At 66.3% G+C, this 18501-nt stretch carries 15 protein-coding genes and 1 pseudogene; 6 read left to right on the forward strand and 10 right to left on the reverse strand.

Annotated features, from left to right (window positions below; translation table 11 throughout):
• Positions 1-246 precede the first annotated feature (246 nt).
• Positions 247-1257, reverse strand: coding sequence for an HDOD domain-containing protein (locus AC1DIX_RS25995; protein WP_477328191.1), 1011 nt, complete (start codon positions 1255-1257; stop codon positions 247-249).
• A gap of 208 nt (positions 1258-1465) precedes the next feature.
• On the opposite strand from AC1DIX_RS25995, the gene AC1DIX_RS26000 reads away from it, so the two are divergent.
• Positions 1466-1972: a chemotaxis protein CheW gene (locus AC1DIX_RS26000; protein ID WP_477328192.1), complete on the forward strand. Its 507-nt coding sequence runs from the start codon at positions 1466-1468 to the stop codon at positions 1970-1972.
• A 59-nt stretch (positions 1973-2031) separates the two neighbouring features.
• Here the strand turns inward: AC1DIX_RS26000 and AC1DIX_RS26005 are convergent, their stop codons facing one another.
• From AC1DIX_RS26005 to AC1DIX_RS26025, 5 genes are all read right to left on the reverse strand, one after another.
• Positions 2032-4011, reverse strand: a complete 1980-nt coding sequence (locus tag AC1DIX_RS26005; RefSeq protein ID WP_477328193.1) for an ATP-binding cassette domain-containing protein — start codon at positions 4009-4011, stop codon at positions 2032-2034.
• Positions 4012-4147: 136 nt separating this feature from the next.
• Positions 4148-5035, reverse strand: a complete 888-nt coding sequence (prmB, locus tag AC1DIX_RS26010; protein ID WP_477328194.1) for a 50S ribosomal protein L3 N(5)-glutamine methyltransferase — start codon at positions 5033-5035, stop codon at positions 4148-4150.
• 30 nt (positions 5036-5065) lie between these two features.
• The gene (gene dapE, locus AC1DIX_RS26015) at positions 5066-6217 is read right to left on the reverse strand and encodes a succinyl-diaminopimelate desuccinylase (protein WP_477328195.1); all 1152 of its coding nucleotides are present in this window, start codon (positions 6215-6217) and stop codon (positions 5066-5068) included.
• Entirely contained in the window at positions 6214-6576 is a 363-nt protein-coding gene (locus AC1DIX_RS26020; RefSeq protein WP_477328196.1) for an ArsC family reductase, read from the reverse strand. Before AC1DIX_RS26020 ends, dapE begins: the two co-directional genes overlap by 4 nt.
• Positions 6577-6756: 180 nt before the next feature.
• Complete coding sequence (locus tag AC1DIX_RS26025) at positions 6757-7677, reverse strand: DUF535 family protein (RefSeq protein WP_477328197.1); 921 nt, start codon at positions 7675-7677, stop codon at positions 6757-6759.
• A gap of 174 nt (positions 7678-7851) precedes the next feature.
• Here AC1DIX_RS26025 and AC1DIX_RS26030 point away from each other — a divergent pair, with 174 nt between their 5' ends.
• The gene (locus AC1DIX_RS26030) at positions 7852-8193 is read left to right on the forward strand and encodes a YciI family protein (protein ID WP_442123715.1); all 342 of its coding nucleotides are present in this window, start codon (positions 7852-7854) and stop codon (positions 8191-8193) included.
• A 16-nt stretch (positions 8194-8209) separates the two neighbouring features.
• Here the strand turns inward: AC1DIX_RS26030 and AC1DIX_RS26035 are convergent, their stop codons facing one another.
• The 3 genes from AC1DIX_RS26035 to dapC all read right to left on the reverse strand — a co-directional run bounded on the left by AC1DIX_RS26035 (position 8210) and on the right by dapC (position 11624).
• Entirely contained in the window at positions 8210-9358 is a 1149-nt protein-coding gene (locus AC1DIX_RS26035) for a PilT/PilU family type 4a pilus ATPase (RefSeq protein WP_477328198.1), read from the reverse strand.
• A gap of 170 nt (positions 9359-9528) precedes the next feature.
• Positions 9529-10353, reverse strand: coding sequence for a 2,3,4,5-tetrahydropyridine-2,6-dicarboxylate N-succinyltransferase (dapD, locus tag AC1DIX_RS26040; RefSeq protein WP_477328199.1), 825 nt, complete (start codon positions 10351-10353; stop codon positions 9529-9531).
• A 29-nt stretch (positions 10354-10382) separates the two neighbouring features.
• Positions 10383-11624 carry a succinyldiaminopimelate transaminase gene (gene dapC / locus AC1DIX_RS26045; protein ID WP_477328200.1) on the reverse strand — a complete coding sequence of 414 codons (1242 nt, stop codon included), beginning with the start codon at positions 11622-11624 and terminating at the stop codon, positions 10383-10385.
• A 94-nt stretch (positions 11625-11718) separates the two neighbouring features.
• Here dapC and AC1DIX_RS26050 point away from each other — a divergent pair.
• Positions 11719-12462, forward strand: a pseudogene (locus tag AC1DIX_RS26050) (YoaK family protein); the annotation flags it as partial.
• Here the strand turns inward: AC1DIX_RS26050 and AC1DIX_RS26055 are convergent.
• Positions 12459-13517, reverse strand: coding sequence for an AraC family transcriptional regulator (locus AC1DIX_RS26055; RefSeq protein WP_477328201.1), 1059 nt, complete (start codon positions 13515-13517; stop codon positions 12459-12461). The pseudogene AC1DIX_RS26050 and the gene AC1DIX_RS26055 sit on opposite strands and share 4 nt — an antisense overlap.
• 92 nt (positions 13518-13609) lie before the next feature.
• Between AC1DIX_RS26055 and AC1DIX_RS26060 the strand changes: the two genes are divergently transcribed.
• Genes AC1DIX_RS26060 through AC1DIX_RS26070 form a run of 3 tightly spaced genes read left to right on the forward strand, consistent with a single transcriptional unit; the run spans position 13610 to position 18338 of the window.
• Positions 13610-15202 (forward strand): FAD-binding oxidoreductase, encoded by a 1593-nt coding sequence (locus AC1DIX_RS26060; protein WP_477328202.1) that lies wholly within the window; start codon positions 13610-13612, stop codon positions 15200-15202.
• Entirely contained in the window at positions 15199-16776 is a 1578-nt protein-coding gene (locus AC1DIX_RS26065) for a glycerol-3-phosphate dehydrogenase/oxidase (protein WP_477328203.1), read from the forward strand. The genes AC1DIX_RS26060 and AC1DIX_RS26065 overlap by 4 nt, the downstream gene beginning before the upstream one ends.
• Complete coding sequence (locus AC1DIX_RS26070) at positions 16773-18338, forward strand: FGGY-family carbohydrate kinase (protein WP_477328204.1); 1566 nt, start codon at positions 16773-16775, stop codon at positions 18336-18338. The genes AC1DIX_RS26065 and AC1DIX_RS26070 overlap by 4 nt, the downstream gene beginning before the upstream one ends.
• Positions 18339-18501: the final 163 nt, after the last annotated feature.

The raw sequence follows: 18501 nt of genomic DNA on the forward strand, positions 1-18501 counted from the left end.
CAACCCCAACCGCTGGCGCGCAGCTACCCGCGATTGGACTCGGATCGACGTGGTACATCTCAATCCAGCAAAATCTGACGCCGCAGCGCGGCGTCAAATACAAAGAGCAGCTTAACAGTTAAGGCGACAACTAGCTTGACAGCCACCGGAAGGCGGGGGATCCAGGTTCTGCCAGCATCACGTTAACGCATGCAAACTTGGGTCCCCGCTTGCGCGGGGACGACGTTTACAAGCCGCCGGCCTCAATTACGCGCCGCGTGTTTTAGCCAGCAACTCGTAACACGTCGCCGCATCCTCAGGCAGCCCCCCAAACAGCGCGGCATCCCCTTCCTCCACCACGCCCTGCTCGACCAGCATCCTCACCTTGCCCAGGTAATCGCTCAGCATCAGCAGGCGCCCCAGCGGCGACATCACAGCCCCCTTGCGCAGGCCGCCTTGTTCGTCCAGCGCCCGCACCACGCTGTCCGGGAAGTTCCACTCGCGCGCGATGTTGACGCTCAGCCGGCGCGTGTCGCGGCCCAGCTGGGCCCAGAACACGCCGGAACCGAGCAGCGCCTCGCCCCTGGTCGCCTGGTCCATGCTGCGCAGCGCCACCGTCAGCCCGACGTTCTGCAGCAGGGCGGCCAGGAAGGCGTCGAAGGCCTCGATGCCGAGGCTCGGCGCCAGCGTACGCGCCGCCAGCGCGCTGCGCTCCGAGTGCTCCCACAGGATCGGCGCCAGGCGCCGCACGTAAAAGCCGGAATTGACGTCGATGATGGGGCGGAAGGCGACCGTCGTGATCAGCTGGCGCAGGCCTTCCTGGCCGATCAGGATCACGGCCTGCTCGACGCTGGTGACGGTGGCGCCGGTGCCCTGGTAGCAGCTGTTGGCGAGACGGATCACGGCCGCCACCAGCACCACGTCGGAGGAAATGGTGCGCGACAGCGCGCTGCCGGAAAAGCTCTCGCTGCGCAGGCTTTGCAGCAGCTGCGGGATCAGGCCCGGCATGCGGCGCACCAGCGCGGCGCCCGACTGCTGCGAGGACAGGATGCCGGCCAAGGTCTCCAGCACCTGCGCTTCCTGGGGATTCAGTTCCAGCCCGCCCTCGTCGGGGCGCTCGTACAGCCAGGCGTTCCAGGCACCGCCGACGCGGTCGAGCAGCTCGAACGGCACCGGCGGCCGGGCCGGACACGCGCCCGCATCCGCCGCTGTGACGCCGGCGGTTGCGGGAGCCGGCGCAGCGGGCGGAGGCGGCGCGGCCGGTACGGGATCGGGCATCGAGGAGGGCGCAGGGGCAGGCTCGGGCCGCGCGGGCGCGGGTGAGCCGGAAATCAGGCGTCGCAGCCACCGGTACATATCAATTCCTCTTCGTTTCGCTTGCGCACATGGGCGGACATTGTACGGGCGGGCCCGGCGAAAGCAAGCTTGCTTTTGCTTTCAGGAAAAGTTGACTGGACTCAAAGTGAAATGAGGCGTCCGCCTTAGCATGACAATCTTGAAGAAAGGACGCGCCATGCATGACACGACGACTTCTCGCGGTTCCCAAGCGCTTCAGTTCCTGAGCTTCACGCTCGGCGGACTCGAATACGGCATCGACTTCGCCAGGGTGCAGGAACTTCGTGTGCTCAAGGCGCTCGAGCGTTTCGCCGCGAGCGGCGAGATCATCGGCGGCGTGGCCGTCTCGCGCGGCGTGATCATCCCCCTGGTCGACATGCGCGTGGCCTGCGGCACCACGCCGGACGCGCCGGACCCGCTGACCGACGTGATCATCCTCAGGCTGAGCAGCTGCGTGATGGGGATGGTGGTGGATGGCGTGACCGGCGTCGTCACCGTGGCGCCGGAACAGGTCGCGCCGCTGCCGGCGGCGGCGGCGGACGGCGGACGGCCCGATTACCTGCTCGGGCTGGGGCAGGCCGGCGGGCGGCGGCTGATTCTGGTGGATATCGAAAAGCTGATGTCGGTGAAACGGCCGGCGGCGCGGCAGGTGGCCTGAGCCTCAGCCCATAAGCTTAGAACGGCGGCTGGCGCCGAGAGCAACGGGCATCAGCCAACTCAGGCCGCCAACGCCTCCAGCTGCTCCTGCAATTCCAGCCACTCCTCCTCCAGCGTACCCAGATCCCGCACCAGGAAAGCCTGGTCAGCCACCAGCGTCTTCAGCTCGTCCTTCTTGTCGGCCTCGTAGATCGCAGGCTCCAGCAGGCGCGCGTCGATGTCCGACTTGCGCGCGTTGAGCTTGGCCATCTGCTCTTCCAGGCGCTTGAGGCGGTTCTCGATCGGCTTCTTCAGGGAGGCCAAGCGTTGGCGCTCCTCGGCTTCCAGGCGCTTTTGTTCCTTGCGGTCGACGGCGGGCACCACGGCCGGCGCGGCAGCCGGCTTGTCGTCCTTCGCAGGCAGAGGGGTGGTCTCATTGCCTTTGGCGAGCTTGGTCTTGAACAGCCAGTCCTTGTAGTCGTCCAGGTCGCCGTCGAAGGGCTGCAGGCGGCCGTCGGCAACGATAATGAATTCCTCGGTGGTGGCGCGCAGCAGGTGACGGTCGTGGGAGACCACCACCAGCGTACCTTCGAACTGGGCCAGCGCCAGGGTCAGCGCCTCGCGCGTCTCGAGGTCGAGGTGGTTGGTCGGTTCGTCCAGCAGCAGCAGGTTGGGGCGCTGCCACACGATCAGCGCCAGCGCCAGGCGCGCCTTTTCGCCGCCGGAGAAGGGTTTGATCGGGCTGGTCACCATATCGCCCGGGAAGTTGAAGCCGCCCAGGAAGTTGCGCAGCTCCTGCTCGCGCGTGGTCGGCGCAATCTTCTGCAGGTGCCACAGCGGCGACTCGTCGTGGCGCAGCATCTCGACCTGGTGCTGGGCGAAGTAGCCGATCACCAGCCCCTTGCCGAGGGTCGCGGTGCCGGCGAGCGGCGCCAGTTCGTTGGCGATGGTCTTGATGAGCGTGGATTTACCGGCGCCGTTGACGCCCAGCAGGCCGATGCGCTGGCCCGTCTGCAGCGAGAAATTTACGCGGTGGACGATGGTCTTGCCGCCGACCTTGTCGCCGTGGCCGTCGAGGATCGGGTAGCCGGCGTCGACGTCTTCCATCACCAGCAGCGGATTCGGGCTTGAGGCGGGATCGCGGAACTCGAACGAGAACTCGGCGGCGGCGCGCAGCGGCGCCAGTTCTTCCATCTTGGCCAGCGCCTTCATGCGGCTCTGGGCCTGGCGCGCCTTGGTGGCCTTGGCCTTGAAGCGGTCGACGAAGGACTGCAGGTGGGCGCGGGTGCGCTGCTGCTTCTCGAAGGCCGCCTGGGCCAGCACCATGTGGGCGGCGCGCTGGCGCTCGAAGGCCGAGTAGTTGCCGGAGTAGCGCTTCAGCTTGCGCTCGTCGATGTGCACGACCACGTTGACGATCTCGTCGAGGAAATCGCGGTCGTGGGAGATGATGATCAGTGTGCCCTGGTAGCGCTTCAGCCAGTCCTCGAGCCAGATGATGGCGTCCAGGTCCAGGTGGTTGGTCGGTTCGTCCAGCAGCAGCAGGTCGGACGGACACATCAGGGCCTGCGCCAGGTTCAGGCGCATCCGCCAGCCGCCCGAGAAGCTGGCCACCGGCTGCTGCATCTGCGCCAGCGAGAAGCCCAGGCCCAGCAGCAGCTGCTCGGCGCGCGACTGCACCGTGTAGGCGTCGGCGTCGGCTAGCGCCGAGTGCAGGTGGCCGATCGCGATGCCGTTGTCGTGGCTGTGCGGCATCGCTTCCAGGCGCTCGAGTTCGGCCTGCAGGGTGCGCAGGTTGGCGTCGCCGTCGATTGCGTATTCGATGGCCGGACGGTCCAGCGCCGGCGTCTCCTGGGCCACGTAGGCCATGCGCCAGCGCTGCGGGAAGTCGATCGCGCCCTGGTCCGGGTGCAGTTCGCTGCGCAGCATGGCGAACAGGCTGGATTTACCCGCGCCGTTCGCGCCGATCAGGCCGATCTTGTCGCCGGGGTTGAGGGTGAGGTCGGCGTCTTCCAGCAGCGGCTTGGTGCCGCGCATGAGACTGACGTTGGAGAATCGGATCATGGGAACGAAGTGGTAGAGCGTCGTTCCCGCGAAGGCGGGAACCCAAGTTTTTTATGGTTCGCTGCGAACTTGGGCCCCCGCCTTCGCGGGGGCGACGTTGGTCACGGGATGACGGTGCTAGCGTACAGGGTCGAAATTATTGTGCCAGCTGCTCGGCAGTCAGCAGGAACACCGCATCATCCCCCTGGCTGGTGGTCAGCCAGGTCAGACCCAGATGGCCGAAGGCCGCTTCCGCATATTCTCGCTCGTTGCCGATCTCGACCACCAGCACGCCTTCCGGCGTCAGGCGTTCGGCGGCGCCGTCGATGATCTTGCGCACCAGGTCCATGCCGTCCTCGCCGCCCGCCAGCGCGATCTGCGGCTCGCGCAGGTATTCCGGCGGCAGCTTGCCCATCGAGTCGCTGTTCACGTAGGGCGGGTTGGTGATGATCAGGTCGTACTTCTTGAACGGCACGTTCTCGTACAGGTCGGACTCGATCGGGTTCACGCGGCCAATCAATTTATAGTCGCGGATGTTACGCTCGGCCACCGCCAGCGCGTCCTTCGAGATGTCGACCGCGTCGACCAGGGCGTTCGGGAAGGCGTCGGCCAGCATGATCGCCAGGCAGCCGGAGCCGGTGCACAGTTCGAGCACGTTCTCGATGCTGTCCGGATCCTGCACCCAGGGGCTGAACTGGTTCGGGATCAGTTCGGCGATGAAGGAACGCGGCACCAGCACGCGCTCGTCGACGTAGAAGTTATAGCTGCCCAGCCAGGCCTCGTTGGTGATGTAGGCGGCCGGCACGCGCTCGCTGACACGGCGCTCGATCACGGCCAGCACCTGCAGCACTTCTTCCGGCAGCAGGCGCGCGTCGAGGAAGGGATCGAGCTTGTCCAGCGGGAGCTTCAGGGTGTGCAGGATCAGGTAGGCGGCTTCGTCGAGGGCCTCGGCGCTGCCATGGCCGAAGAACAGCTTGGCGGTGTTGAAGCGGGTGACTGCGTAACGCAGCAGGTCGCGCGGCGTGCAGAAATTGGGCGTGGTCATGGCCATGTCGATGATCTCGCAGAGAGTCGGTTACGCCGCGGACGGCGAGGGCGCCAGCAGCGCTTCCAGCGTGCGGCGATAGATGTTCTTGAGCGGATCGACGTAGCGCAGTTCGATGTGCTCGTCGATCTTGTGGATGCTGGCGTTCGGTGGCCCGAATTCTATCACCTGGGGGCAGATGCGGGCGATGAAGCGCCCGTCGGAGGTCCCGCCGGTGGTCGACAGTTCGGTGCTCACGCCCAGCTCATGCTTGATGGCGCCGCAGATCGCATCGGACAGCGTGCCCTTCGGCGTCAGGAAGGGCTCGCCGGACAGGGTCCACTTCAGGTCGTAATCCAGGCCGTGGCGGTCAAGGATGGCGTGCACGCGCGCTTCCAGTCCGTCCGCCGTGCTGGCGGTCGAGAAGCGGAAGTTGAAGTCGACCTTCAATTCACCCGGGATGACGTTGTTGGCGCCGGTGCCGGCGTGGATGTTCGAAACCTGCCAGCTGGTCGGCGGGAAGTATTCGTTGCCGTCGTCCCACTTTTCCGCCGCGAGCTCGGCCAGGGCCGGCGCCGCCAGGTGGATCGGATTGCGCGCCAGGTGGGGATAGGCGATGTGGCCCTGCACGCCCTTGACCACCAGGCAGCCCGACAGCGAGCCGCGGCGGCCGTTCTTGATCATGTCGCCGAGGACGTGGCTGGAGGTCGGCTCGCCGACCAGGCAGTAATCGAGGGTCTCGCCGCGCTCTTCCAGCAGCTCGCAGACGACCACGGTGCCATCCACGGCCGGGCCTTCCTCGTCGCTGGTGATCAGGAAGGCGATCGAGCCGGCATGGCCGGGATGCGCCTCGACGAATTCCTCGCTTGCCACCACCATCGCGGCGATCGAGGTCTTCATGTCCGATGCGCCGCGGCCGTACAGCTTGCCGTCGCGGCGGGTCGGCGTGAAGGGCTGGGATTGCCATTGCTCGGTCGGACCGGTCGGCACGACGTCGGTATGGCCGGCGAACACGAACACCGGCGACGCCGTACCCCTGCGCGCCCACAGGTTGGTGACGCCGTTCGACTCGATGGTCTCGCAGGCGAAGCCGAGCGGCGCCAGCAGTTCCTTCAGGCGCTGTTGGCAGCCCTTGTCCTGCGGGGTGATCGAATCGAGGGCGATCAGCTCCTCGGTCAGCTGCAGGGTGCGCGAAGTCTTCATGCCGGCCAGTCTCCGAAAGTCTGCTCGTACTGGTCGGCGGAGAAACCGACCAGCAGCGGACCGGCGCCGGCCAGGACCGGGCGCTTGACGACCGAGGGATTCTCCAGCATCAGCTCCAGTGCGCTGGCCTTGTCCACGACTTGCGCGCGGCGCTCGTCGGACAGCTTGCGCCAGGTCGTGCCCTTGCGGTTGACCAGGGTTTCCCAGCCGCTCTGTTCAAGCCAGGCGGCCACGGTTTCGCGGGACAGGCCCTGCTTCTTGAAATCGTGGAATTCGACGTCCTGGCCATGGTCGGCCAGCCAGGTGCGCGCTTTCTTGACAGTGTCGCAGTTCGGAATACCGTAGAGAGTTTTTTTCATGGCATTGGTACTGGGGAAAGGCGCGAAGGATAGCACAGCCCGCTACCTACTGAGGATAGTTTAGCAAGTGCATTCCGGGCCTGTCGCCGGACTGGCAGGCTGCGTCGGTTGTGCAAGCTGATCCGCGTGCCCTTAGCCGACAAGCGACATTCCTGTCCGTGCACTGAACGCCATCCCAACTCAGCCTTGTTCGGATCGCTTCTGCACCAGATGGGCACGCAAGGTCGAGTACGCCGATTCTGAAATCGACGCCCAATGCTCGCGTCGCGTTCTTGCGCGTTTACGATGCTTGGCAGCCATCTCCGATAGCGGCTTCACATAAAACGGCAAGGCGATGCAGAAGATTCTGTCACCCATCGGTGCGCCGCCCAGAGTTTGCCACAGTCCGTCATAGGCGTTGGCAAAATGCTTATCGTCGGCGGCGGTGTAGGAACATTGCCATGTTGACCTCACCGCCACTACCTGATTCATTCCCAGCGCCAGGGCAAGCCCTTGCAGAGCCGAGATGCAGAAAAAGCTTGGTGAGTTGTTTGGATATGCTCGTTCGAAATTTTTGAGCGCGGCCGCAGCGTCGGCCCGGTGTCCCTGATTGCGCACGACGAACGGTACGACTGGCGCATCGATACCAACGAAACTGCCTTCAGTCCAGCTGAACGAGAGGCAGTGCAGGGCAAGCTTGTCGACATACGCACAAATGGTCAGGTCACCTTCGGCACACAAGCGTGCCGCCATCTCGAGTTTGATTGAAACCGCAATGCCATCCAGATTACGCTCCCACAGCACCAAGCCGCCATCGGCGTAAACGGCGCGCTTGTAGGCTCGGTCGAATGTCGCCTCCTCAAAGTGGTAATGCGTAGCGACGCATTGAACACGTTGTCGGAGCGTCAAACCACGGATGAGATAGTTCCGATGGCTGAGATGATGGAATACATCGTCATGGGCCGCGCTGACATAATTGCGATAGATTTCCAAGGCGAGCAATCGTCGATGAAAGCGATAGAACAGAACTACACGCAGGCTGCGTCCAATACATGCGACCCATGAAATAAACGGAAAATTCCTTCTGGCGTACCAGTGTCTGGCCAGGTGGGTGAGAACCATGTGATCCTTGCATTAAAGGCTTAAGAATGTTGACTCGGCCAACAATGCTTAATCTATGCAAGAGCGTATTTATGGCTACGTGCGGTCGGCCACACATGGCCTATGATGGATAAACGGTAATGATGTCCCAGACGATGGCTCATCCATTTCGTTGTCACAACTGAGCATCGAATCATGACAAAGTTTCTTATCTCCTTTCCTGCGAGTGCAATGGATGTTCCTGCCGAAGACATGCCCGCCGTTAGCGATGCGGCGCATGCGGTCATCCGCGAGGCAAAGGCTGCCGGGGTCTACGTGTTTGGCGGAGGAATCAACGCCGAGGTCGCGCCGGTCGTCGTTGCGGCGGACGGGCGCTGTACAAGCGAGACCTACCGCCAGACCAGAGAGTTCGACGGCGGCTTTTGCGTGCTCGAGCTGCCGTCCCGGGCAGTAGCCCTTGAATGGGCGGCCAGGATCGCTGCGGCCTGCCGCTGCGCACAAGAGCTGCGCGAGTTCTACTACGATCCTGAGAGTTGAGCTCGAGCGGCGCCTGCTAGTTGTCGAGCGTAAATTCCGTGAACGAGGGACCTGCCGATTCCTCGGCCGGCCTGGCCTGCTCCTCCGCCTTGGCCCCCTGGCTGTCCGGCCCATTATTGATGAGCCACAGCAGATTGGTGGCCGAATCCGCATTCGCCAGCGCTTCTTCCTGGGTGATCAGCTCGGCCTGCACCAGTTCCAGCAGCGCCTTCTCGAAGGATTGCGAACCCGGCGACAGGCTCTTGTCCATGGCTTCCTTGATCTGGCCGATTTCGCCCTTTTCGATCAGGTCGGCGACGTAGCGGGTATTGACCATGATCTCGACCGCCGCCTGGCGCGCGCCGCCGGCCTTCGAGCGCACCAGGCGCTGCGAGACGATGGCCTTCACCGCCGACGACAAATCCTGCAGCAGGGCGGGGCGGTTCTCGATCGGGTAGAAGCTGATGATGCGGTTCAGCGCGTTGTAGCTGTTGTTGGCGTGCAGGGTCGCCAGCACCAGGTGGCCGGATTGCGCGTAGGCGAGGGCGGCGGCCATGGTGTCCTTGTCGCGGATCTCGCCGATCAGGATGCAGTCCGGCGCCTGGCGCATCGAGTTGCGCAGGGCAACGTCGAAGCTGGCGGCGTCGCTGCCGATCTCGCGCTGGTTGACGATCGATTTCTTGTTCTTGAACAGGTACTCGATCGGATCTTCCAGGGTCAGGATATGGCCCGAGCGCTGTTCGTTGCGGTGGTCGAGCATCGAGGCGATCGTGGTCGACTTGCCGGAGCCGGTGGCACCGACGATCAGCAGCAGGCCGCGCTTTTCCATGATCAGTTCGGACAGCACCGGCGGCAGGCCCAGCTCGGCCAGCGGCGGAATACTCGCCGGCACGAAGCGGAACACGGCCGAGATCGAGCCACGCTGGCGGAATGCCGACAGGCGGAAGCGGCCCAGATTGGGCACCGAAATACCCATGTTCAGCTCGTTCTCGCGCTCCAGCTCGGCCATCTGTTCGGGCGAGGCGATTTCCGACAGCAGGACCTGGATGTTTTCGGGTTCCAGCTTGTTCTGGTTGATCGGGATGAGGTTCCCGTTGATCTTGATGTGGACGGGAGAATTGACCGCGAAGAACATGTCCGACGCGTTCTTTTCCTTCATCAACTGGAACAGGCGTTCCATCATCATGGTTCTCTCCCTTGCTTCGCGGTAATTTTTGCGTTTTGGGGATTCTAACCGTTGTGGAAGGATTGCGGTGGGCGGAAGAGCCCGCTGTGGGGAAATACGCCACCGTCGTGCCGGGCATTGCCCGACCCGACGCCGTGCTTCCGCGGGAATGGCGTATTCAGCGTTGCGGATTACACGCCGCGCAGCAGCTCGTTGATACCAGTCTTGGCACGCGTCTGCGCATCCACGCGCTTGACGATCACGGCGCAGTACAGGCTGTACTTGCCATCGCTTGATGGCAGCGAACCCGACACGACCACCGAACCCGACGGCACGCGGCCATAGCTGACTTCGCCGGTTTCGCGGTTGTAGATCTTGGTCGACTGGCCGATGTACACGCCCATCGAGATCACCGAGTTTTCTTCGACGATCACGCCTTCGACGAYTTCCGAACGTGCGCCGATGAAGCAGTTGTCTTCGATGATGGTCGGGTTGGCCTGCATCGGTTCCAGCACGCCGCCGATGCCGACGCCGCCGGACAGGTGGACGTTCTTGCCGATCTGGGCGCAGGAGCCGACGGTGGCCCAGGTATCGACCATGGTGCCTTCGTCGACGTAGGCGCCGATGTTCACGTAGGACGGCATCAGCACCACGTTCTTGCCGATGAAGGAGCCGCGGCGGGCCACGGCCGGCGGCACCACGCGGAAGCCGCCTTTGGCAAAGTCGTCGGCGGTGTAGTCGGCGAACTTGGTCGGCACCTTGTCGTAGAACTGCAGGCCGCCGCCTTCGACGGGCACGTTGTTCTCGAGGCGGAACGACAGCAGGACGGCCTTCTTGATCCACTGGTTCACGACCCAGCTGCCGCTGTCTTTCTGGGCGACGCGCAGGCTGCCGTCGTCAAGGCCGGCAAGGACGTGCGCAACTGCGTCGCGCACTTCGGCGCTGGCGTTGGACGGGCTGATTTCGGCGCGCTGTTCCCACGCGGTGTCGATGATGGTCTGGAGTTGTTGGGTCATGATGGATCTATCAGGTTACGGGTCTGTTTTCAGGAGGACTTCAAATCGTTGCAGAACTGGACGATGCGGTTGGCGGCTTCCAGTCCTTCGTCCACGCCGGCGACGAGCGCCATGCGGATGCGGTTGCGTCCCGGATTGCTGCCGTGCGCGTCGCGCGCCAGGTAGGAGCCGGGTAAAACCGTCACATTATATTCGGCGTACAGGCCGCGTGCGAACTCGGTGTCCGACAGGCCGCTGGCGCGCACGTCGGCCCACAGGTAGAAGCCGGCGTCGGGCAGTTCGACGTCCATCACCTGCTTGAGCAGCGGGGTGATGAGGCTGAACTTTTCCTTGTACAGGTTGCGGTTTTCCTGCACGTGGGCCTCGTCGTTCCAGGCCACGCAGGACGCCGCCTGCACCGGCGGCGACATCGCGCCGCCGCTGTAGGTCCGGTAGAGCAGGAATTTCTTCAGCACGTCCGGATCGCCGGCCACGAAGCCGGAGCGCATGCCCGGCACGTTGGAGCGCTTCGACAGGCTCGAGAACACGACCAGGTTGGCGTAGGGGCGCTGGCCGGCGCTGCGGCCGAGCTGGTGGGCCGCCTCCAGCGCGCCCAGCGGTGGGGTCGAGCCGAACCAGATCTCGGAATAGCACTCGTCGGCCGCGATGACAAAGCCGTGGCGGTCGGACAGTTCGAACAGCTCGCGCCAGTCGTCCAGGGTCAGCACGGCGCCGGTCGGGTTGCCCGGGGAGCACAGGTAGAGCAGCTGCACGCGGGCCCAGATCTCGTCGGGCACGCTGTCGTAGTCGGGGGCAAAGTTGCGCGCCGGGACCGAATTCACGAAATACGGTTCGGCGCCGGCCAGGTAGGCCGCGCCTTCGTAGATCTGGTAGAAGGGGTTCGGGCACATCACCAGGGCGCTGCCGTTCGCGCCGTTATTCGATCCCGCGCGCGGATCGATCACGCACTGGGCGATCGCGAACAACGCCTCGCGCGAGCCGTTCACCGGCAGCACCATCGTGTTCGGATCCAGCGCCGGCACCCCGTAGCGGCGTTCCAGCCAGCCGGCGATCGACGTGCGCAACGGATCGCCGCCGTGCGTGCTCGGATAGTTCGCCAGCCCGGTCATGCTCTGCGTCAGGGCTTTCTGGATGAAGGCCGGGGTCGGGTGTTTGGGTTCGCCGATGCCGAGGCTGATGGGAACGTACTCGGGATTCGGCGTGACGCCGGCGAACAGCTGGCGCAGCTTTTCGAAGGGATAGGGGTGCAGTCTTTCGAGATGTGGGTTCACGGCTATACCAGGACGGGTGATCGATGCGAGAAGGTCAATTATAGCGAGGCCGGCCTGATGCTGCTTTCGCTTGGAATGCGGTAATATTACCGACGTGCCAATCCACTACGCCCGCAGCCTTCTCGGCAATGCGCGCAGCCCGCGCGCCAACCGCCACCTCGGGGTGGCGCTCGCCTTCGTCGCCGGCGCCATCAATGCCGGTGGTTTCCTTGCCGTTCACCAGTACACCTCGCACCTGACGGGGGCGATCTCCTCCGCGGCCGACAACCTGGCCCTCGGCGCCTGGGACCTGGCGCTGGATGCACTCGGCGCCGTACTGTCCTTTCTGGCGGGGGCAGCCTGCACCGCGCTCGCCGTCAATTACGGGCGGCGCCGTCGCCTGGCCAGCGAGTATGCGCTGCCGCTGCTGTTCGAAGCGATGCTGCTGCTGGCCTTCGGCGTGCTGGGCGCGCGCCTGGCCGGCGTCGACGCCCTGTTCGTGCCGGCCACGGTGATGCTGCTGTGCTTCATGATGGGCCTGCAGAATGCGCTGATCACCAAGATCTCGCACGCCGAGATCCRCACCACCCACATGACCGGCATCGTCACCGACATCGGCATCGAACTGGGCCGCATGCTGTACTGGAACCGCGACCCGGCGCAGCCCAGGGTGGCGGCCAACCATGCGCGCCTGCGCCTGCTGCTGTCGCTGCTGCTGGGTTTCTTCAGCGGGGGACTGGTGGGGGCGCTCGGCTTCAAGCATGCCGGTTATCTGGCGACCTTGCCGCTGGCCTGCCTGCTGTGCCTTCTGGCGATCGTGCCTGCGGTAGATGACCTGCGCCGCCTGGCGCCGCGTCAGACCTGACCCGCCAGCGCCCGCTCGCGCCATGCTCCCGGATTCATCCCCGACCACTCGCGGAAGGCGTGCGTGAACGCGCTCTGCTCCTGGTAGCCGAGCAGGAAGGCGATGTCGGCCAGCGACAGGCCGCGCTGGCGCAGGTAGTCCTGGGCCAGCGCATGGCGGGCGCTGTCGAGCACCTGCTGGAAGCTGGCGCCGGCCTCGGAAAGCTTGCGCTGCAGGGTGCGCTGCGACAGGCCCAGTTCATCGGCGATGCTTGCCAGGCGCACGCGGTCGTTCGCCAGGTTGCGGATCACGCAGGCGCGCACCTGGGCGACGATGCCGTGGCGCTCGCGCTCCTCCTCGCGCGCATTGTTCCGCTCCTTCAGCAGCCGCTCGGCATGCTGCTGCAGCACCGGATACATGCCGGCGTCCGCGTTCGGCACCGGCATCGCCAGCAGGGCGGCGTCGAAGCAGGCCAGGTGGGCTTCGGCGCCGAACGCCGGCACCATCCCCAGCACCCGCGCGTACTCGGCCGGATCGGCGTCGCTCGCATGCGCAAAGGCCAGCCGCACCGGCGCCAGCGGCCGGCCGGCGAGCCAGGAGCCGAAGGTGCGGATGCCGGCGAACACGCTTTCGGCCAGATGGCGGTTGGCGCCGGGAAAGTGGCTGATCCAGGTGTAGCGCGCCAGTCCGGTGGCGGCGTCGACTTCGAGCCGCGAGCGTCCGAGGTYGTGGGCCAGTTGCTCGTAGCGCTGGGTCTGTTCGAGGGCCTGGGCGAAGTCGGCGCAGGCCAGCAGGATCAGGCCGTAGACGCTGTAGGTGCCAAGACGCACCCGTTCGCCCACGTGCAGGCCGAAGTGCGGATCCCGTGTCAGGTCGGTGCCGGCCGCGAGCAGGTCGATGTAGTCGCTTGCCGCCAGCGATTCCGGCAGCGGGCCGAGCGCGCCCTCATGCAGTCCGGCCGCCCGGGCCAGCGCAGGCGCATCGACGCCGCACGCGGCCGCGGTCTCGAGCAGCGGCTGCAGGTAGGAGCCGGTGACCCGGGCAAGCAGGGGGCCTTTGGCCGGTGGCATGTTCGAACAAGCGCTTGGCATGAATCCGCAATACGTGGGGAGGCGAATGGCTTATCTTCTTGCAAAATATAAAACTATGCAATGGGAGAACCATGAGGCGATGGAACGGCTGGGGAGACGATACGATCGAGGTGCCGATCGGCGAGGGCGCGCTGCGTTTCCTCGAACAGAAGCTGGGACCGGGCAGCGTGCCGCGTGACGCCGCCTTCGAGGCCGTGTGCGCGCAGCTCGCGCCTTCGCGCCTGCCGCCGCATCCGCTGGTCGACACCACGCCGGCCGTGCGCCTGACCCATGCGCTGGGCCAGAGCCTGCCCGACTGGCTGCGCCTGCGCTACGGCCGCATCGAGGCGGCGCCGGACGGCGTGGCCTTTCCGGAAAGCGCGGACGAGGTGCGCGACCTGATCCGCTTCGCCGTCGACGCCGGCGCGGCCGTGGTGCCCTACGGCGGCGGCACCAGTGTCTGCGGCCATCTGGATGCGGCGCGGGACAGGCCGACGCTGTCGGTCGACATGGGACGCCTGCGCGCGCTCACCTGCCTCGATCGCGAATCCCTGCTGGCCACCTTCGGCGCCGGCGTCGCCGGTCCTGACCTCGAAGCCCAGCTGCGCGCCCAGGGCTATACCCTCGGCCACTTTCCGCAATCCTTCGAATACTCGACCCTGGGCGGCTGGATCGTCACGCGTTCCTCCGGCCAGCAGTCGCTGCGCTACGGCCGCATCGAGCAGCTGTTCGCCGGCGGCCGCATGGAGACGCCGCAGGGCAGGCTCGAGCTGCCGACCTTCCCGGCGTCCGCCGCCGGCCCCGACCTGCGCGAGCTGGTGCTGGGTTCCGAAGGACGGCTCGGCATCCTCCTTGATGCCACGGTGCGCATCAGTCCCGTGCCGGAATTCGAAGCCTTCCACGCCGTGTTCCTGCCGGACTGGGAGCGCGCCGAGACGGCGGTGCGCGCGATCGTGCAGGCGCGGCTCGGGCTGTCGATGCTGCGCCTGTCCAATCCGGTGGAGACGGCGACCATGCTGACCCTGGCCGGGCATCCCCGGCAGGTGGCCCTGCTGGAGACACTGCTGCGGCTGCGCGGCGCGGGCGAAGGCAAGTGCATGCTGCTGGTCGGCGCCAGCGGCGCTCGCAAGCAGGCGCGCGCGGCCCTGGCGGCGGCCTTGACGCTCGCGCGCCGGTTCCAGGGCGTGCACGCGGGCCGCGGCCTGGGCGAGCGCTGGAAGAAGAACCGCTTCCGCAACGTCTACCTGCGCAACGCGGCCTGGGAACGTGGGTATGCGATCGATACCGTCGAGACGGCCCTCGACTGGCCGCGCGTGACGCCGGGCATGCGCGCGGTCGAGCGGGCCGCCGCCGATGCCCTGGCCGCGGATGGCGAGCAGGTGCATGCCTACACCCACCTGTCCCACCTGTATCCGCAGGGCGCCAGCGTGTACACGACCTTCATCTGGCGCCTGGCCGGCGATTACGATGCCGACCTGGCGCGCTGGCGCCGCCTCAAGACCGCGGTGTCGGAAGCGATCGTCGCCAGTGGCGGCACCATCAGCCACCAGCATGGCGTCGGCAGCGACCACGCGCCCTGGCTGCAGGCGGAGAAGGGCCGGCTCGGCATGGAGGCGCTGCGCACCGTGTTCCGCCAGTTCGATCCGGGCGGCTGCATGAATCCCGGCAAACTGGTGAGCCCATGACGGCGCCATGGAGGAGGGACGGCCGCGCCGCCTTGCCCGGCCTGATGGCGCAGGAGTGGGACCTGCTGGTAATCGGCGGCGGCATCACCGGCGCCGGCATCCTGCTGGAAGCCGCGCGGCGGGGCTTGCGCGCCATGCTGGTCGAGCAGCGCGACTTCGCCTGGGGCACATCGAGCCGTTCGTCGAAGCTGGTGCACGGCGGCCTGCGCTACCTGAAGGATGGTCACCTGCACCTGACGCGCGAATCGGTACGCGAACGCGAAAGCCTGCTGCGCGACGCGCCCGGGCTGGTCGAGCCGCAGGGCTTCGCCTTCGCCCATTACGAGGGCCAGCGCGGCCGCCGCAGCTTCCTGGCCGGCCTGGCCATCTACGACCTGCTGGCCGGACGGCGCGAGCGGCATTGGCTCGCCGCCGAGGAATTTCTCGAACGGGCGCCGAATGTCGAACGTAAAGGCCTGGCCGGCGGCGTCGTCTACACCGACGCCAAGACCGACGACGCGCGCCTCGTGCTGCGCGTGCTGGGCGAGGCGATGGATCATGGCGCCTCGGCGCTGAACTACGTGGCCGCACGCGCGCTGATCCGCGACCAGGGGCGGGTGGCCGGCGCGTTGCTGCATGACGGGATCGGAAATGCCGGCCATGAAGTCCGCGCCCGCGTAGTCGTGGATGCCACCGGCGCCTGGTCCGGCGCCCTGCACGGCAAGGGACCGCGCCTGCGTCCGCTGCGCGGCAGCCATCTGATTTTGCCGGCCTGGCGCCTGCCGCTGTCCCAGGCCGTGAGCCTGATGCACCCGCAGGATGGCCGCCCGGTGTTCGCCTATCCCTGGGAGGGCGTTACATTGGTCGGCACCACCGACCTCGATCATGCCCAGCCGCTGGATGCCGAGGCGCGCATCACGCGGGCCGAACTCGATTACCTGCTGGCGGCCGTGCAGGCCCAGTTTCCCCAGCTCGGCATCGGCGAAGGCGATGTGCTGTCGACCTTTGCCGGGGTGCGTCCGGTCATCGCGGGCGGCCACGCCGAGGCCTCGCGCGAAGGGCGCGAGCACAGCGTCTGGAGCGAGGACGGGCTGGTGGCGGTGGCCGGCGGCAAGCTGACCACCTTCCGCGCCATCGCCCTCGACGCGCTTGCGAGCGTGCGCGCCCAGTTGCCGGATTGGCGCGACCAGCTGCAGCCCTGCCGGGTGTTCGCGCCGCCGCCCGAGGCTTGCCATGAGAGGCTGTGCGGCGCCCGGCTTCGCCGTTTGAAAGGCCGGTACGGCGCCGCCACCGGCGCATTATTGGCCGCCGCCGGCGCGGACGAATTCGAGCTAATTCCCGGCACCGAGACCTTGTGGGCGGAGCTGCGCTGGGCCGCGCGCGCGGAAGCCGTGCAGCACCTCGACGACCTGCTGCTGCGCCGCACCCGCCTGGGCCTGCAGCTGAAGCAGGGCGGCGCCGCGCTGATGCCGCGCGTCCGCGCGATCTGCCGGCCGGAGCTGGGCTGGAGCGACGCGCGTTGGCAAGAAGAAGAACGAAACTATGCTGCCCTGTGGAACTCCCACTACGGGCTGCCGCAGGAGACAGCGCAATGACGACCCAGCCGACCATCCTCGCCATCGACAACGGCACCCAGAGCGTGCGCGCGCTGCTGTTCGACCTGAACGGGAATATCGTGGCGAAGTCGCAAATTATGCTGGATGCATATTTTTCCGAGCAGCCCGGCTGGGCCGAACACGATCCCGAGGATTACTGGCAAGCGCTGTGCAAGGCCTGCCATGGCCTGTGGGGCCAGCCCGGCGTCGACAAGGCCGCGGTGCAGGGCGTGGCCGTGACCACCCAGCGCGGCACCGTGGTCAATCTCGGCAAGGACGGCAAGCCGCTGCGGCCGGCCATTACCTGGCTCGACCAGCGCCGCACGGACACCTGGCCCGGCATCGCCTGGTGGTGGCAGGCGGCGTTCAAGCTGGCGCGCGTGGACGGCACCATCGATTACTTTCGCGGCGAGGCCGAGATCAACTGGATCAAGGCCCACCAGCCGGACATCTGGGCGGCCACCGACAAGTTCCTGCTGCTGTCCGGCTACCTGAACTGGCGGCTGTGCGGGCGCTTCGCCGACTCCAGCGGTTCGCAGGTGGCCTATCTGCCTTTCGACTACAAGCGCCGCCGCTGGGCCGCCCGCCACGACTGGAAGTGGCAGGCGCTGGCGGTCGAGCCGCACATGCTGCCCGAGCTGGTCGAGCCCGGCGAGCGCCTGGGCACGGTGACTTCCGACGCATCGCAGGCCACCGGCATCCCGGAAGGCCTGCCGCTGCTGGCCGCCGCCGCCGACAAGGCCTGCGAGGTGATCGGCGCCGGCTGCCGCGAGCCCCACGTGGGCTGCCTGAGCTACGGCACCACGGCCACCATCAACACCACCAGCACGCGCTATACCGAGGTCACGCCCTTCATTCCTCCTTACCCGGCGGCGCTGCCCGGCGCCTACAGCAACGAGGTGCAGGTCTTCCGCGGCTACTGGATGGTCAACTGGTTCAAGGAGCAGTTCGGCCACCACGAACAGCTGCGCGCGCTGGCGGAAGACGTCGCGCCCGAACAGCTGTTCGACCGCATGGCCAGCACCGTGCCTCCCGGCTCGATGGGCCTGATGCTGCAGCCCTACTGGACGCCCGGTATCCGCCTGCCGGGCCGCGAGGCCAAGGGTGGCATCATCGGCTTCGGCGACGTCCATACCCGCGCCCACGTCTACCGCGCCATCCTGGAGGGGCTTGCCTATGCGCTGCGCGAAGGGAAGGAGAGGATCGAGAAGCGCAGCGGCGTGGCGATCACCGAGTTGAGGGTGTCCGGCGGCGGCTCCCAGAGCGACTGCGCGATGCAGCTCACCGCCGACATCTTCGGCCTGCCGACCGCGCGCCCCCACGTCTACGAGACCTCGGGCCTGGGCGCGGCCATCGATGCGGCGGTGGGACTGGGCCTGCACCGCGATTTCGATGCGGCGGTGGCGGCCATGACCAGGGTGGGGCGGGTGTTCGAGCCGGTGGCGGAGCACCGGTCGATTTATGACCGGCTGTACCGGCAGGTGTACAAGCGGATGTATAAGCAGTTGCAGCCGCTTTATCGGGATATTGCGGAGATTACGGGGTATCCGGCGGTCCGTTAACGTCATCCCTGCACCGTCGTCCCCGCGAAGCGGTGGCTGTCAAGCTAGTTGTCGCCTTAACTGTTAAGCTGCTCTTTGTATTTGACGCCGCGCTGCGGCGTCAGATTTTGCTGGATTGAGATGTACCACGTCGATCCGAGTCCAATCGCGGGTAGCTGCGCGC

The organism is Massilia sp. 05N420 (assembly GCF_056397205.1).

What these genes read in the sequence shown, in the direction of transcription:
- AC1DIX_RS25995 (WP_477328191.1), bottom strand. Translation starts at nt 1,257, where the DNA reads ATGCCCGATCCCGTACCGGCCGCGCCGCCTCCGCCCGCTGCGCCGGCT.
- AC1DIX_RS26000 (WP_477328192.1), top strand. Translation starts at nt 1,466, where the DNA reads ATGACAATCTTGAAGAAAGGACGCGCCATGCATGACACGACGACTTCT.
- AC1DIX_RS26005 (WP_477328193.1), bottom strand. Translation starts at nt 4,011, where the DNA reads ATGATCCGATTCTCCAACGTCAGTCTCATGCGCGGCACCAAGCCGCTG.
- prmB (WP_477328194.1), bottom strand. Translation starts at nt 5,035, where the DNA reads ATGACCACGCCCAATTTCTGCACGCCGCGCGACCTGCTGCGTTACGCA.
- dapE (WP_477328195.1), bottom strand. Translation starts at nt 6,217, where the DNA reads ATGAAGACTTCGCGCACCCTGCAGCTGACCGAGGAGCTGATCGCCCTC.
- AC1DIX_RS26020 (WP_477328196.1), bottom strand. Translation starts at nt 6,576, where the DNA reads ATGAAAAAAACTCTCTACGGTATTCCGAACTGCGACACTGTCAAGAAA.
- AC1DIX_RS26025 (WP_477328197.1), bottom strand. Translation starts at nt 7,677, where the DNA reads ATGGTTCTCACCCACCTGGCCAGACACTGGTACGCCAGAAGGAATTTT.
- AC1DIX_RS26030 (WP_442123715.1), top strand. Translation starts at nt 7,852, where the DNA reads ATGACAAAGTTTCTTATCTCCTTTCCTGCGAGTGCAATGGATGTTCCT.
- AC1DIX_RS26035 (WP_477328198.1), bottom strand. Translation starts at nt 9,358, where the DNA reads ATGATGATGGAACGCCTGTTCCAGTTGATGAAGGAAAAGAACGCGTCG.
- AC1DIX_RS26060 (WP_477328202.1), top strand. Translation starts at nt 13,610, where the DNA reads ATGAGGCGATGGAACGGCTGGGGAGACGATACGATCGAGGTGCCGATC.
- AC1DIX_RS26065 (WP_477328203.1), top strand. Translation starts at nt 15,199, where the DNA reads ATGACGGCGCCATGGAGGAGGGACGGCCGCGCCGCCTTGCCCGGCCTG.
- AC1DIX_RS26070 (WP_477328204.1), top strand. Translation starts at nt 16,773, where the DNA reads ATGACGACCCAGCCGACCATCCTCGCCATCGACAACGGCACCCAGAGC.